The organism is Pseudomonas sp. WS 5503, from assembly GCF_012985385.1.
In the GTDB taxonomy this organism is placed as follows: Bacteria; Pseudomonadota; Gammaproteobacteria; order Pseudomonadales; family Pseudomonadaceae; genus Aquipseudomonas; species Aquipseudomonas paracarnis.
Map to the genome: position 1 here is coordinate 104,103 of NZ_JAAQWI010000005.1, position 13,950 is coordinate 118,052.

Below are 13,950 nucleotides of genomic sequence, written 5' to 3' on the forward strand. Positions count from 1 at the left end.
GCTCTGCGCCACAAGAGCGGACGCAGAGCGCCCGGTGGGGCATTCCCACGCGGAGCGTGGGAACGATCATTTTAGAAGGACATTCTGTATGCGCATCGTCGTAGCCCTGGGCGGCAACGCCCTCCTGCGTCGTGGTGAACCCATGACCGCAGACAACCAACGCGCCAATATCCGCATCGCCACCGAACAGATCGCCAAGATCCACCCCGGCAACGAGTTGGTGATCGCCCACGGCAACGGCCCGCAAGTCGGCCTGCTGTCATTGCAGGCAGCCGCCTACACCAGCGTCTCGCCTTACCCACTGGACGTGCTGGGCGCCGAGACCGAGGGCATGATCGGCTACATCATTGAACAGGAACTGGGCAACCTGCTGGACTTCGAAGTGCCGTTCGCCACCCTGCTCACCCAGGTCGAAGTCGACGCCAAGGACCCGGCCTTCCAGAACCCTACCAAGCCCATCGGCCCGGTGTATGCCAAAGCCGAAGCCGAGAAACTCGCCGCCGAAAAAGGTTGGGCCATCGCGCCCGACGGCGACAAATACCGCCGTGTAGTCGCCAGCCCGCGTCCCAAACGCATCTTTGAAATTCGCCCGATCAAGTGGCTGCTGGAGAAAAAAGCCATCGTGATCTGCGCCGGTGGTGGCGGCATCCCCACCATGTATGGCGAAGATGGCAAGCTGCGCGGCATTGAAGCGGTGATCGACAAAGACTTGTGTTCCTCCTTGCTGGCCACGCAACTGGAGGCCGATTTGCTGGTGATCGCCACCGACGTCAACGCCGCCTTTATCAACTTCGGCAAGCCCACCCAGAAGGCCATCGGCCAGGCCCACCCCGACGATATGGAAAAACTCGGCTTCGCCGCCGGCTCCATGGGCCCCAAGGTACAAGCCGCCTGCAAGTTCGCCCGTCAGACTGGCAAAACCGCGGTGATCGGTTCACTCTCGGACATCGAAGCCATCGTCCAGGGCAGCGCCGGCACGCGCATCAGCACGGCAAAACCTGGCATCACCTACCTGTGAAGTTGAGGAGAAACGCCTATGGCTATCTTTGAACCCGGCCACTTGCATATCGAGCGACACGCGCTGAACAAGGACGATGTCAGCTACGACCTGTGCCTGGACTACGAAGTCGTCACGGATGACCGCAAAGGCAAAGGCATGCAGTTCACCCTGCATGGCAGCATCCAGGGCAAGGACATGAAGGAAACCTTTTTCCTGCCCAAGGACCAGGCCTATAACTTCGCCAGCAATGTGACCAAGATTGTCGAAAAATACGGCATTCCCAAGACCCATAGCAGCGTCGGTTCACAGCACAAACATTACGATCTGATGTTTGAGGATGTGCGCCAGCAGTTGGGTATGAAATCCGGCGACCCAGTCAAACCCGAACACCTGGAATAACCTGCCCCCCAATCGAATGTGGGAGCTGGCTTGCCTGCGATAGCGACGTGTCAGACGATATTTTCGGTAACTGACCCACCGCCATCGCAGGCAAGCCAGCTCCCACATTTTGATCTCCACCGGCTCCAAGGCATACTGGCCACCCTCAGCACTCCAGAATCAAGATCCGCCCCATGCGTATCCACGTCAGCTTCATCGACCGCGTCGGCATCACCCAGGAAGTCCTGGCCTTGCTCGGTGGGCGCAATCTCAATCTGGATGCGGTGGAGATGGTGCCGCCCAATGTCTATATCGATGCGCCGACCCTCAGCGCCGAAGTGCTCGAAGAACTGCGCGACGCGTTGTTCAGCGTGCACGGCGTGCAAGCGGTAAAGGTCGTCGACATCCTTCCGGGCCAGCGTCGCCACTTGCAACTCGACGCCCTGCTGGCGGCCATGACCGACCCGGTGCTGGCCCTGGACAGTGCAGGCAAGATCCTGCTGGCCAATCCGGCGCTGATCGCCTTGTACGGGCGTGAACCGGCCGGCGAAAGCATCGCCGAGCTGTTCGAGGATCCGGCCTTACTGGAAACCTTGCTGGACCAGGGCTTTCGCTTGCCGTTGCGCGAGATCAGCGTGAACGGCCAGACCTTGCTGCTGGGCGCCACGCCGATCACCGACGCCGGCGCCCTGCTCACCCTCTACCAGCCCAACCGCATCGGCGAACAACTGTCGGCGCTGCACCATGACCATGCCGAAGGGTTTGATGCGCTGCTGGGCGAGTCTCCGGCGATCCGCACGCTCAAGGCGCGGGCGCAACGGGTGGCGGCGCTGGATGCACCGCTGCTGATCCAGGGCGAAACCGGTACCGGCAAAGAACTGGTGGCCCGCGCCTGCCACGCCATCAGTGCGCGCCACAGTGCGCCGTTTCTGGCACTGAACTGCGCGGCACTGCCGGAAAACCTCGCCGAAAGCGAATTGTTCGGCTATGCCCCTGGCGCCTTTACCGGCGCGCAACGCGGTGGCAAACCAGGGCTGATGGAGCTGGCCAACCAGGGCACGGTGTTCCTCGATGAGATCGGTGAGATGTCGCCGTACCTGCAAGCCAAGCTGCTGCGTTTTCTCAATGACGGTAGCTTTCGCCGCGTGGGTGGCGACCGCGAAGTGAAGGTCAATGTGCGCATCCTCAGCGCCACCCACCGCGACCTGGAAAAGATGGTCAGCGAAGGCACCTTTCGCGAAGATCTGTTTTACCGCCTCAACGTGCTCAACGTCGCCGTGCCGCCCTTGCGTGAACGCGGCCAGGACATCCTGCTGCTGGCGCGCTACTTCATGCAGCAAGCCTGCGCGCAGATCCAGCGCCCGGTCTGCCGCCTGGCGCCCGGTACCTATCCAGCCCTGCTGGGCAACCACTGGCCGGGCAACGTGCGGCAGTTGCAAAACGTGATCTTCCGCGCTGCCGCCATCTGCGAAAGCAGCCTGGTGGACATCGGCGACCTGGACATCGCCGGCACCTCCGTGGCGCGCCAGAGCGATGGTGAAGTCGACAGCCTGGAACAGGCCGTGGAAGATTTCGAGCGCAGCCTGCTGGAAAGCCTCTACAGCCGCTACCCCTCGACCCGCCAACTGGCCAGCCGGCTGCAAACCTCCCACACGGCTATCGCCCATCGCCTGCGCAAATACGGCATTCCCAACAAACCCTGACGGAATAAACGCGGTTCAACTGTGGGAGCTGGCTTGCCTGCGATAGCGTCGGGTCATCCAACTCCTTAGTGACGGGTAGACCGCTATCGCAGGCAAGCCCCCACAGAAACCGCATTACAGATTTGGTCTGAGAACGACATTCCGTGTACTGAAAGCGCTACAGCGTAACGATATCGCTACAGCCCTGTTTTTTGCGTGCCATGCAAGGCTTTGATCCACATAGGCTTTTTTTCACGCACCTGACTGTAGCGAAATCGCTACAGCTCACTGCTCGGACTTTATAGCGAAATTTATTAACCCATTGATTTATAACGGCTTAATAACGTTGGCCGCAATATTGCTAAGCAACTCCTCATTATTCCAATCCCGTCCACCAGACGATTCTGGCCCTGAGGAGTTTCCATGAGCGAGTTGCGTTTCACTGAAGATCACGAATGGCTGCGCGCCGAAGCCGATGGCAGCGTCACCGTGGGTATCACCGCTTTTGCGCAGAACGCGCTGGGTGACGTGGTTTTCGTGCAACTGCCGGAGTTGCAGGCTTATACCAAGGGCGCCGAAGCCTCCACCGTGGAGTCGGTCAAGGCCGCCAGTGGTGTGTACATGCCGTTGGACGGTGAAGTCCTCGAAGTCAACGACAAGCTCGATGGCAGCCCGGAACTGGTCAACGAAGACCCGATGGGCGAAGGCTGGTTCTTCCGTTTTAAACCCGCCGATGCCGATGCAGTGGCTAAGCTGTTGGATCAGGATGCGTACGACCGCCTGATCAAAGCCAACGCTGAAGCCTGAGGAGCGCGCCATGACCGTTAATCTGACCACCGCCAACGAATTCATCGCCCGCCACATCGGCCCGCGCCAGGAAGATGAGCAGCAAATGCTCGCCAGCCTGGGGTTTGATTCCCTCGAAGCCCTGAGCGCCAGCGTCATCCCGGAAAGCATCAAGGGCACCAGCGTGCTCGGCCTGGAAGACGGCCTGAGCGAAGCCGAGGCCCTGGCCAAGATCAAGGCCATCGCCAGCCAGAACCAACTGTTCAAGACCTACATCGGCCAGGGCTATTACAACTGCCACACGCCGTCGCCGATCCTGCGCAACCTGCTGGAAAACCCGGCCTGGTACACCGCCTACACGCCGTATCAACCCGAGATTTCCCAAGGCCGCCTGGAAGCCCTGCTGAATTTCCAGACCCTGATCAGCGACCTCACCGGCCTGCCGATTGCCAACGCCTCCCTGCTTGACGAAGCCACCGCCGCTGCTGAAGCCATGACCTTCTGCAAGCGCCTGAGCAAGAACAAAGGCAGCCACGCGTTCTTCGCGTCGGTGCACAGCCACCCGCAAACCCTCGACGTATTGCGCACCCGTGCTGAACCTTTGGGCATCGATGTGGTGGTCGGCGATGAGCGTGAACTGACCGACGTCAGCGCGTTCTTCGGTGCCCTGCTGCAATACCCGGCCAGTAACGGCGATGTATTCGATTACCGCGAGCTGACCGAGCGCTTCCACGCCGCCAACGCCCTGGTCGCCGTAGCCGCCGACCTGATGGCGCTGACCCTGCTGACGCCGCCGGGTGAATTCGGTGCCGACGTCGCCATTGGCAGCGCACAACGCTTTGGCGTGCCACTGGGCTTCGGTGGCCCGCACGCGGCGTACTTCTCCACCAAGGATGCGTTCAAGCGCGATATGCCAGGCCGTCTGGTCGGTGTTTCCGTCGACCGCTTCGGCAAGCCGGCCCTGCGCCTGGCCATGCAGACCCGCGAGCAACATATCCGCCGCGAGAAAGCCACCAGCAACATCTGCACTGCCCAAGTGCTGCTGGCCAATATCGCCAGCATGTACGCCGTGTACCACGGCCCCAAGGGCCTGACGCAGATCGCCCAGCGCATTCACCAGCTGACCGCGATCCTGGCCAAGGGTTTGACGGCCCTGGGCCAGAAAGTCGAGCAGGCACACTTCTTCGACACCCTGACAATCCACACCGGCGCCCACACCGCAGCCCTGCACGACAAGGCCCGCGCCCAGCGCATCAACCTGCGTGTGGTAGATGGCGAGCGCGTAGGCCTGTCGGTCGACGAAACCACCACCCAGGCCGATATCCAAGCCTTGTGGGCCATCTTCGCCGACGGCAAAACCCTGCCAGCCTTTGCTGCAACCGAAAGCACCCTGCCAAGCGCATTGCTGCGTCAGTCGCCGATCCTCAGCCACCCGGTGTTCAACCGTTATCACTCGGAAACCGAGCTGATGCGCTACCTGCGCAAGCTGGCCGACAAGGACCTGGCCCTGGACCGCACCATGATCCCGCTGGGCTCGTGCACCATGAAGCTCAACGCCGCCAGCGAAATGATCCCGGTGACCTGGGCCGAATTCGGTGCCCTGCACCCGTTCGCCCCCGCCGCTCAAAGCGCCGGCTACCAGCAACTGACCAGCGAACTGGAAGCCATGCTCTGCGCGGCCACCGGTTACGACGCGATCTCCCTGCAACCCAACGCCGGTTCCCAGGGTGAGTACGCCGGCCTCTTGGCCATCCGTGCCTATCACCAGAGCCGTGGCGAAGAACGTCGCGACATCTGCCTGATCCCGTCGTCAGCCCACGGTACCAACCCTGCGACCGCCAACATGGCCGGCATGCGCGTGGTGGTCACCGCTTGCGATGCACGCGGCAACGTCGACATCGAAGACCTGCGCGCCAAGGCCATCGAGCACCGCGAGCACCTCGCAGCACTGATGATCACCTACCCCTCTACCCACGGCGTGTTCGAGGAAGGTATTCGCGAAATCTGCGGGATCATTCATGACAACGGCGGCCAGGTGTACATCGACGGCGCCAACATGAACGCCATGGTCGGCCTGTGCGCACCGGGCAAGTTCGGCGGCGATGTGTCCCACCTGAACCTGCACAAAACCTTCTGCATTCCCCACGGCGGTGGCGGCCCGGGCGTTGGCCCGATTGGCGTCAAGTCGCACCTCACGCCATTCCTGCCCGGCCATGCCGCCATGGAACGCAAGGAAGGCGCGGTGTGCGCTGCGCCGTTCGGCAGCGCGAGCATTCTGCCGATCACCTGGATGTACATCAGCATGATGGGCGGCGCCGGCCTCAAGCGTGCGTCGCAGTTGGCGATCCTGAATGCCAACTACATTTCCCGTCGCCTGGAAGAGCACTACCCGGTGCTGTACACCGGCAGCAATGGCCTGGTGGCCCACGAATGCATCCTGGACCTGCGCCCATTGAAAGACAGCAGCGGCATCAGCGTGGACGACGTGGCCAAGCGCCTGATCGATTTTGGTTTCCATGCGCCGACCATGTCGTTCCCGGTGGCCGGCACCTTGATGATCGAGCCGACCGAAAGTGAATCCAAGGAAGAGCTGGACCGCTTCTGCGACGCCATGATCGCTATCCGCGAAGAGATCCGTGCGGTAGAAAACGGCACCCTCGACAAAGACGACAACCCCCTCAAGAACGCGCCGCACACGGCTGCGGAACTGGTAGGCGAATGGAGCCACCCATACAGCCGTGAACAAGCGGTGTACCCGGTAGCGTCGTTGATCGAAAGCAAGTACTGGCCACCGGTTGGCCGGGTCGACAACGTGTTTGGCGATCGCAACCTGGTGTGTGCGTGCCCGTCGATCGAGCTTTACGCCTAAAGCAGTTGTAAGCGGCAAGCTACAAGCTGCAAGTTAAAAGCCGAATGGCTCTTTCTTGCAGCTTTTGGCTTGGAGCTTGCCGCTGCTCCTATAACAAGAAACCGGAGAACAACTCATGTCTTTAAGCGTGTTCGACCTGTTCAAGATTGGCATCGGCCCCTCCAGTTCCCACACCGTCGGCCCGATGCGTGCCGCTGCTCGATTCGTCGAGGGGCTCAAGCGTGACAACCTGCTGGAGGCCACCACCGGCATCAAGGTGGAACTCTACGGATCACTGGGCGCCACCGGCAAAGGCCACGGCAGCGACAAGGCTGTGTTGCTGGGCCTGGAAGGCGAACACCCGGACACCGTGAATACCGAAACCGTGGCTGCACGCCTGGCGCAGATGCGCAGTGACGGGCGCCTCAACCTGCTCGGCGAACACAGCATTGCGTTCAACGAGAAAGAACACCTGGCGATGATCCGCAAGCCCCTTGCCTATCATCCCAACGGCATGATCTTTCGTGCCTTTGACGCCGCCGGCATCCAGACCCGCAGCCGCGAGTACTACTCGGTCGGTGGCGGTTTCGTGGTGGATGAAGACGCGGCGGGCGCCGACCGTATCGTCGAAGACGCTACCCCCCTGACCTTCCCGTTCAAACACGCCAAGGACTTGCTCGGCCACTGCACCACCTATGGCCTGTCTATCAGCCAGGTGATGCTGACCAATGAAAGTGCCTGGCGCCCGGAAGCCGAAACCCGCAGCGGTTTGTTGAAGATCTGGCAGGTCATGCAGGATTGCGTCGATGCCGGCTGTCGCAACGAAGGCATCTTGCCCGGAGGCTTGAAGGTCAAGCGCCGGGCAGCGGCCTTGCACAGGCAGTTGTGCAAGAACCCCGAGTCGGCGCTGCGCGACCCGCTGTCGGTGCTCGATTGGGTCAACCTGTATGCGCTGGCGGTCAACGAAGAAAACGCCAATGGCGGGCGCGTGGTCACCGCGCCCACCAACGGCGCGGCCGGGATCATTCCCGCCGTGCTGCATTACTACATGCGTTTTATCCCCGGCGCGAACGAAGACGGCGTAGTGCGCTTTTTGCTCACCGCGGCCGCCATCGGCATTTTGTACAAGGAAAACGCTTCGATCTCAGGCGCCGAAGTCGGTTGCCAGGGCGAAGTCGGCGTGGCCTGTTCCATGGCCGCAGGCGCACTCTGCGAAGTGCTGGGCGGCAGCGTGTCCCAAGTGGAAAACGCCGCCGAGATCGGCATGGAACACAACCTCGGCCTGACCTGCGACCCAATTGGCGGGCTGGTGCAGGTGCCGTGCATCGAGCGCAATGCCATGGGCTCGGTGAAGGCGATCAATGCGGTGCGCATGGCCCTGCGTGGCGACGGGCAGCACTTTGTGTCCCTCGACAAGGTCATCCGCACCATGCGCCAGACGGGCGCCGACATGAAAAGCAAATACAAGGAAACCGCCCGTGGCGGTTTGGCGGTCAACATTATCGAGTGCTGACGCCCACAAGCGCGTCGGCACGTTTTTCAGGAGCTGAATATGTCCACCGAAACCCTGTTGAAAACCCCATTGCATGCCCTGCACCTGGAACTGGGCGCACGCATGGTGCCCTTCGCCGGCTACGACATGCCGGTGCAGTATCCATTGGGCGTGATGAAGGAACACCTGCATACCCGTGAACAGGCCGGGTTGTTCGACGTCTCCCACATGGGCCAGATTCGTCTCACTGGCGCGAATGCCGCCAAGGCTCTGGAGACCCTGGTGCCCGTCGATATCATCGACCTGCCAGTAGGCATGCAGCGCTATGCGATGTTCACCAATGAGCAAGGCGGCATCCTCGACGACCTGATGGTCGCCAACCTGGGCAACGACGAATTGTTCCTGGTGGTCAACGCCGCCTGCAAGGACCAGGACCTGGCGCACCTGCGTACACATATCGGCGACCAATGCACCATCGAACCGCTGTTCGAAGAACGCGCCCTGCTGGCCCTGCAAGGCCCTGCGGCAGTGAAAGTATTGGCGCGCCTGGCCCCTGAAGTCACTCAGATGACCTTCATGCAATTCGCCACCCTGCGTTTGCTGGGCGTGGAATGCTACGTCAGCCGCTCCGGCTACACCGGTGAAGACGGTTTTGAAATCTCCGTGCCGGCCGCCAATGCCGAGAGCCTGGCCCGCAGCCTGCTGGCCGAAACCGAAGTGCAGGCGATCGGCCTGGGTGCTCGCGATTCGCTACGCCTGGAAGCCGGCTTGTGTTTGTACGGCCACGACATGAACACCGACACCACGCCAATCGAAGCCAGCCTGCTGTGGGCGATTTCCAAGGCTCGGCGTGCCGATGGCGCACGGGCCGGCGGCTTCCCTGGCGCCGACCGCATCTTCACTCAGCAGCAAACCGGTGTGGCGCGCAAACGCGTAGGCCTGCTGCCGCAGGAACGTACCCCGGTGCGTGAAGGCGCTGAAATTGTCGATGCGCAAGGTACGGTTATCGGCAGCGTCTGCAGCGGAGGCTTTGGTCCAACCTTGGGCGGCCCTCTGGCGATGGGTTACCTGGACAGCGCATTTGTCGCACTGGATACCGAAGTTTGCGCAATGGTACGTGGGAAAAAGGTGCCACTGCGTGTAAGTAAAATGCCATTCGTTCCGCAACGTTACTACCGTGGCTGATTGACTGTTTCTATAAGTAACGCGGTTGCGTTAACGTGCACTAAACTGTAACGCAACCGCCATAAAACAGTGCATTCACGATAGGCTTTTTATAGCTGACGCCCTATAACAAGTGAATAACTCTATCGAATAAGCCAGTATCAGAACATTCAACAAAGTGTCATGAGCCCCAGTAAAATCAGGGCCTGCACAAGGGCTTGTTTTTTTCATATTAGTTGGCGTAGAGTTTGCCCACTGTGTTTGCATGGGTCGCTTGGAACCTGGACCTGGGCAGTAGCTCAAGTAGTTGCTACAACCCGTTCGACGTCTCTTACTTTCCTGCAACCCAGCCCAGTACTCTTTCGTTTGAAAGGGGCTGTCATTAATTTTTAGCGTCAAAGGAAAGAAGAAAATGGCTGAGCGTCAGAGCGGTACCGTCAAGTGGTTCAACGACGAAAAAGGCTTTGGTTTTATCACTCCTGAAAGCGGCCCGGATCTGTTCGTGCATTTCCGCGCTATTCAGGGCAATGGCTTCAAGAGCCTGAAGGAAGGCCAGAAAGTGACTTTCGTCGCTGTGCAGGGCCAGAAAGGCATGCAGGCTGACGAAGTCCACGCAGAAGCCTGACCCTTACCTGCGACAAAAAGCCCCTGATATGACATCAGGGGCTTTTTTATGGGCGCCATTGCGTAAACTGCGTGCTTTCTCCAGAGAGCCCTGCCATGTCCAAACCCCTGTTGAGCCCCCAGGGCGAATTCCCCGCCGTTGGCCTGGGCCGCCGCCTGGCAGCGATGTTCTACGACTTTCTTTTATGTACCGCACTGCTGATCGTCACCGCATTTATCTACAAGCTGGTGTGGATCGCCTTCGTGGGCGAAGCGAAGATGCGCACGCTCACCGAATCCGGCGCGCTGGACGGTGACCCGTTGCTGTCCACGATCCTGCTGTTCGTGCTCTTCGGGTTCTTCGCCAAGTTCTGGACTCATTCGGGGCAAACCCTGGGCATGCAGGTGTGGGGCGTGCGCGTGCAGAACGCCGACGGGTCGCGGATCAGCCTGTGGCAGGCACTGCTGCGTTTTGTGGTGTCCATTGCGTCATGGCTGTGCGTGGGGTTGGGATTTATCTGGTCGTTGTTCGATAAACACAAACGCAGCTGGCATGACATCTATTCGGATACGCAGTTGGTGCGGATCCCGAAGCAAAAGAAGTAACTCAAGCGCATCACGGATCAACTGTGGGAGCTGGCTTGCCTGCGATAGCGGTGTTGCAGTCAAAACACCTGTGACTGTTACACCGCTATCGCAGGCAAGCCAGCTCCCACATTTTGATTTGTGTTCAGGCGTTGCCGGCCAGTTTCAACCGTGCAGCCTGGGTAAAGTCGAGCATGCGCTTGAGGGGCCGCACCGCCTGCGGAATCACCGCCGGCTCCACGAAGATCTCATTACTGCCCTCACGCAAACACTGCAACGTACGCTCCAGTGTGTTCATTGCCATCCACGGGCAGTGCGCGCAACTGCGACAGGCTGCACCGTTACCGGCGGTAGGCGCTTCGACAAAGACTTTGTCCGGGCACAACTGCTGCATCTTGTAGAAGATGCCGCGGTCGGTCGCGACGATAAAGGTCTTGTTCGGCAAGCGTTGCGCCGCAGCGATCAGTTGGCTGGTGGAACCCACCGCGTCAGCCAATTCGATCACCGAAGTCGGTGACTCCGGGTGCACCAGGATTGCCGCATCCGGGTACAGCGCCTTCATGTCTTCGAGCTGCTTGGACTTGAATTCTTCGTGGACGATGCAGGCACCGTCCCACAGCAGCATATCGGCACCGGTCTGGCGCTGGATGTAGGTGCCCAGGTGTTTGTCCGGACCCCAGATAATGGTCTCGCCGTTGTCCATCAGGCTTTCGACAATTTCCAGCGCGCAGCTGGAAGTCACCACCCAATCCGCCCGAGCTTTGACCGCCGCCGAGGTGTTGGCATAGACCACCACGGTGCGCTCGGGGTGCTGATCGCAGAACGCGGAAAACTCATCCACCGGGCAACCCAGGTCCAGGGAGCACGTGGCTTCCAGGGTAGGCATCAGGATGCGTTTTTCAGGCGTAAGGATCTTGGCGGTCTCACCCATGAAGCGCACGCCAGCCACCAGTACGGTTTTGGCCGGGTGAGCGGCACCAAAGCGCGCCATCTCCAGGGAGTCGGAAACACAACCACCGGTTTCTTCGGCCAGAGCCTGAATCACCGGGTCGCAATAAAAGTGGGCAACCAGCACCGCGTCCTGAGCCTTGAGCTCGGCGGCGATGGCGGTTCGCAGGCTCGCCTCTTCGGCAGCGCTGAGGACCTTGGGCTGCTTGGCGTCGAGGTGAGCTTGAACCAGTAGGCGTTCGGAAATGTGCGTCATGTTCGCAAGACCTGCAGGCGCAGTAGCGCGAAAGTCGAGTGTACCACCGGCTCAGGAGCCCTTCGGGCGCCGCCGGACGAAGTGTTTTTGTTCATCAAGCACGGGTACAGCTTAAAGCTGCGCAAGGCTACAGAATATCCAATGGATTCAAAAGCCTAATCTGGCAACCGGGCAAGGTACTCAGTTCCTCGCCGCGGCACGCCGATTAGGTGAAGCCCAGACAACAATCAAAACCGCGCCGCCCCCTCCCGCCTCCTGAAAAATCAGGATTTTTGGGCTGAGACGCCCATTCGCGCACTGAATTTGTGCATTTGAGCACTGCATCACACGATTTTTCTTACAGAATGTGCAATAAATCCTACGGCGATGTAACAAACCGTTCAGCACTCACTCAAGTGGGGCAAGTCTGCGCTGAGTTCAAGGTTTAGCTCGTGCGGTGTGGATCGTGTGTATTTCTACGTTAAGGATGTCGAGTGCCAAATCAGCTCTCAACCGGACACTTGAGTTGTACCCGGAACCTGGGCATTGCCCTGCTCTGCCTGTGGGCGCTGCCCGTGGCTGGCGCCGAGGCGCCGCAGCCAGGCCAGGAAGCCCTGCGCTTGCAACAGCAACAGCAACGCGACCTGCAGCAATTACAATTGGAGCAGCGCCAACGCCAGATGCAACGTGGCAGTTTCGGTACGCCAGCGGCCACACCGGCCTTGCCAACAGACATCGCCAAGGACGAACGCTGCTGGCCCTTGAGCGGTACGCGCCTGGCCGGGGTCACGCTGTTCAGCCGTGCCGAGTTGGACAAACACATCGAGCCCTACGTGGCGCCTTGCATGGGCGTCACCCAGATCAACCGCCTGCTGGCCGAGATTACGCGGCTGTATGTCGAGGCCGGTTATATCGCCAGCCGCCCCTACCTGATCAGCGCGCCCGCCGCCGGGCAACCGCTGGATATTCACGTCGAAGAAGGCTACCTGGAGGCTATCGAACTGGCCGACCAGAGCCTGCCGGTGTCATTGGGCGGGGCATTCCCCGGGATGCTCGGCAAACCACTGAACCTGCGAGACCTGGAGCAGGGCCTGGACCAGCTCAACCGCCTGCGCTCGGTGGACCTCACCGCCGACGTCGCCCCAGGCAGCACCGCGGGCGCGTCGCGCATCATCCTGCGCTCGCGCAGCAGTGCCTCGCGCTGGGCCCTGGGCCTGGGGGTGGATAACCTCGGCAGCGCCGGCACCGGGCGTGATCGCAATACGATCAACTTGAGCCTGGACAGCCCGCTGCAAATCAACGACTCGCTCAACCTGAGCTTCAGCGACACGCTCAACCATGGGCCGCGCTACAGCCGCAGCCACAGCCTGTTCTACTCGATCCCCTACGGTTACTGGACCTACAGCCTGTTCGCCAGCCATGCCGAATACCGCTCGCCGTTCAAACTCAGCCGCACCACGTTTTACAACAGTGGCCGCACCGATCAGGTCAGCCTGCGTAGCGACCGTGTGTTGTGGCGCGACCAGGGCCACCAACTCAGCGCCAACCTGCAACTGGCCTACAAAGACGTCGACAGCTACCTACAGAAGGTACACCTGGACATCCAAAGCCCCACGCTGACCGTAGCCGAAGCGGGCATGAACCTGTTCTGGCTCAACAGCGCGGTGTGGAACCTGGACGTCAATTACGCCCAGGGCCTGACCTGGTTCGGCGCCGATCGCGATGCCGACCAGGTGCAGAAAAACCGGCCCAAGGCGCAGTTTCAAAAGTACCGCGCCAACCTCACCCAATGGCGCAACGGCCAATGGGCAGCGCAGCCATGGCAGTGGCAGAGCCAGTTGTCGGTGCAGTACAGCCCGGATGCGTTGCCCGCCATCGAACAGTTGCTGATCACCGACGACTCGGCCGTGCGAGGCTACCGCGAAAACAGTAGTTCCGGTGCCATTGGCGCGGTCTGGCGCAACACCTTGCGCCTGCCGCTCAACACTGACTTGCCGGTGAAGCTCACCCCGCGCCTGGGCCTGGACAACGGCTGGGTCAAGCACGAACACGGCGCCCAGAGCCAACGCCTGAGCGGCGCCAGCGCGGGGCTCAACCTGAGCTGGAAGAACGTACAGCTCGACATCGACTACCAACGCAACCTCAACACCCCCACAGGTTTTCGCCAGGAGCCGGAGGTCTGGCTGACGCGCCTTAGCTTGCAGATATGAGTGTGCACCGATGAGCCAA

Annotated in this window: 11 protein-coding genes; 10 read left to right on the top strand and 1 reads right to left on the bottom strand. The window is 60.6% G+C overall.

Going from position 1 to position 13,950, the window contains the following annotated elements:
* The first annotated feature begins 88 nt into the window (after positions 1-88).
* The 9 genes from arcC to HBO10_RS14790 all read left to right on the top strand — a co-directional run bounded on the left by arcC (position 89) and on the right by HBO10_RS14790 (position 10,559).
* Positions 89-1,018 (top strand): carbamate kinase, encoded by a 930-nt coding sequence (gene arcC / locus HBO10_RS14750; RefSeq protein ID WP_034128549.1) that lies wholly within the window; start codon positions 89-91, stop codon positions 1,016-1,018.
* An 18-nt stretch (positions 1,019-1,036) separates the two neighbouring features.
* A complete protein-coding gene (locus HBO10_RS14755) occupies positions 1,037-1,399 on the top strand; it encodes a DUF5064 family protein (protein ID WP_034128550.1) in 363 nt (120 codons plus the stop codon).
* A 173-nt stretch (positions 1,400-1,572) separates the two neighbouring features.
* Positions 1,573-3,081 carry a sigma-54-dependent transcriptional regulator gene (locus tag HBO10_RS14760; RefSeq protein ID WP_034128551.1) on the top strand — a complete coding sequence of 503 codons (1,509 nt, stop codon included), beginning with the start codon at positions 1,573-1,575 and terminating at the stop codon, positions 3,079-3,081.
* 402 nt (positions 3,082-3,483) lie between these two features.
* Positions 3,484-3,867: a glycine cleavage system protein GcvH gene (gene gcvH / locus HBO10_RS14765; RefSeq protein ID WP_014719698.1), complete on the top strand. Its 384-nt coding sequence runs from the start codon at positions 3,484-3,486 to the stop codon at positions 3,865-3,867.
* A gap of 10 nt (positions 3,868-3,877) precedes the next feature.
* Entirely contained in the window at positions 3,878-6,715 is a 2,838-nt protein-coding gene (gcvP, locus tag HBO10_RS14770; protein WP_034128552.1) for an aminomethyl-transferring glycine dehydrogenase, read from the top strand.
* Between the two features lie 115 nt (positions 6,716-6,830).
* Entirely contained in the window at positions 6,831-8,207 is a 1,377-nt protein-coding gene (locus tag HBO10_RS14775) for an L-serine ammonia-lyase (protein WP_034128553.1), read from the top strand.
* Positions 8,208-8,246: 39 nt separating this feature from the next.
* A complete protein-coding gene (gcvT, locus tag HBO10_RS14780) occupies positions 8,247-9,371 on the top strand; it encodes a glycine cleavage system aminomethyltransferase GcvT (protein WP_034128554.1) in 1,125 nt (374 codons plus the stop codon).
* Positions 9,372-9,762: 391 nt separating this feature from the next.
* Positions 9,763-9,975: a cold-shock protein gene (locus HBO10_RS14785; protein ID WP_034128555.1), complete on the top strand. Its 213-nt coding sequence runs from the start codon at positions 9,763-9,765 to the stop codon at positions 9,973-9,975.
* Between the two features lie 95 nt (positions 9,976-10,070).
* The gene (locus tag HBO10_RS14790; protein ID WP_034128556.1) at positions 10,071-10,559 is read left to right on the top strand and encodes an RDD family protein; all 489 of its coding nucleotides are present in this window, start codon (positions 10,071-10,073) and stop codon (positions 10,557-10,559) included.
* A 124-nt stretch (positions 10,560-10,683) separates the two neighbouring features.
* Here HBO10_RS14790 and nadA read toward each other — a convergent pair whose 3' ends face one another.
* Complete coding sequence (nadA, locus tag HBO10_RS14795; RefSeq protein ID WP_003193840.1) at positions 10,684-11,742, bottom strand: quinolinate synthase NadA; 1,059 nt, start codon at positions 11,740-11,742, stop codon at positions 10,684-10,686.
* Positions 11,743-12,260: 518 nt separating this feature from the next.
* Between nadA and HBO10_RS14800 the strand changes: the two genes are divergently transcribed.
* Positions 12,261-13,931: a ShlB/FhaC/HecB family hemolysin secretion/activation protein gene (locus HBO10_RS14800; protein ID WP_230633875.1), complete on the top strand. Its 1,671-nt coding sequence runs from the start codon at positions 12,261-12,263 to the stop codon at positions 13,929-13,931.
* Positions 13,932-13,950: the final 19 nt, after the last annotated feature.

Bases quoted from the DNA above. Each gene is read 5' to 3' on its own strand.
- gcvP (WP_034128552.1), top strand. From the start codon at position 3,878: ATGACCGTTAATCTGACCACCGCCAACGAATTCATCGCCCGCCACATC.
- gcvT (WP_034128554.1), top strand. From the start codon at position 8,247: ATGTCCACCGAAACCCTGTTGAAAACCCCATTGCATGCCCTGCACCTG.
- HBO10_RS14760 (WP_034128551.1), top strand. From the start codon at position 1,573: ATGCGTATCCACGTCAGCTTCATCGACCGCGTCGGCATCACCCAGGAA.
- HBO10_RS14790 (WP_034128556.1), top strand. From the start codon at position 10,071: ATGTCCAAACCCCTGTTGAGCCCCCAGGGCGAATTCCCCGCCGTTGGC.
- arcC (WP_034128549.1), top strand. From the start codon at position 89: ATGCGCATCGTCGTAGCCCTGGGCGGCAACGCCCTCCTGCGTCGTGGT.
- HBO10_RS14785 (WP_034128555.1), top strand. From the start codon at position 9,763: ATGGCTGAGCGTCAGAGCGGTACCGTCAAGTGGTTCAACGACGAAAAA.
- nadA (WP_003193840.1), bottom strand. From the start codon at position 11,742: ATGACGCACATTTCCGAACGCCTACTGGTTCAAGCTCACCTCGACGCC.
- gcvH (WP_014719698.1), top strand. From the start codon at position 3,484: ATGAGCGAGTTGCGTTTCACTGAAGATCACGAATGGCTGCGCGCCGAA.
- HBO10_RS14755 (WP_034128550.1), top strand. From the start codon at position 1,037: ATGGCTATCTTTGAACCCGGCCACTTGCATATCGAGCGACACGCGCTG.
- HBO10_RS14775 (WP_034128553.1), top strand. From the start codon at position 6,831: ATGTCTTTAAGCGTGTTCGACCTGTTCAAGATTGGCATCGGCCCCTCC.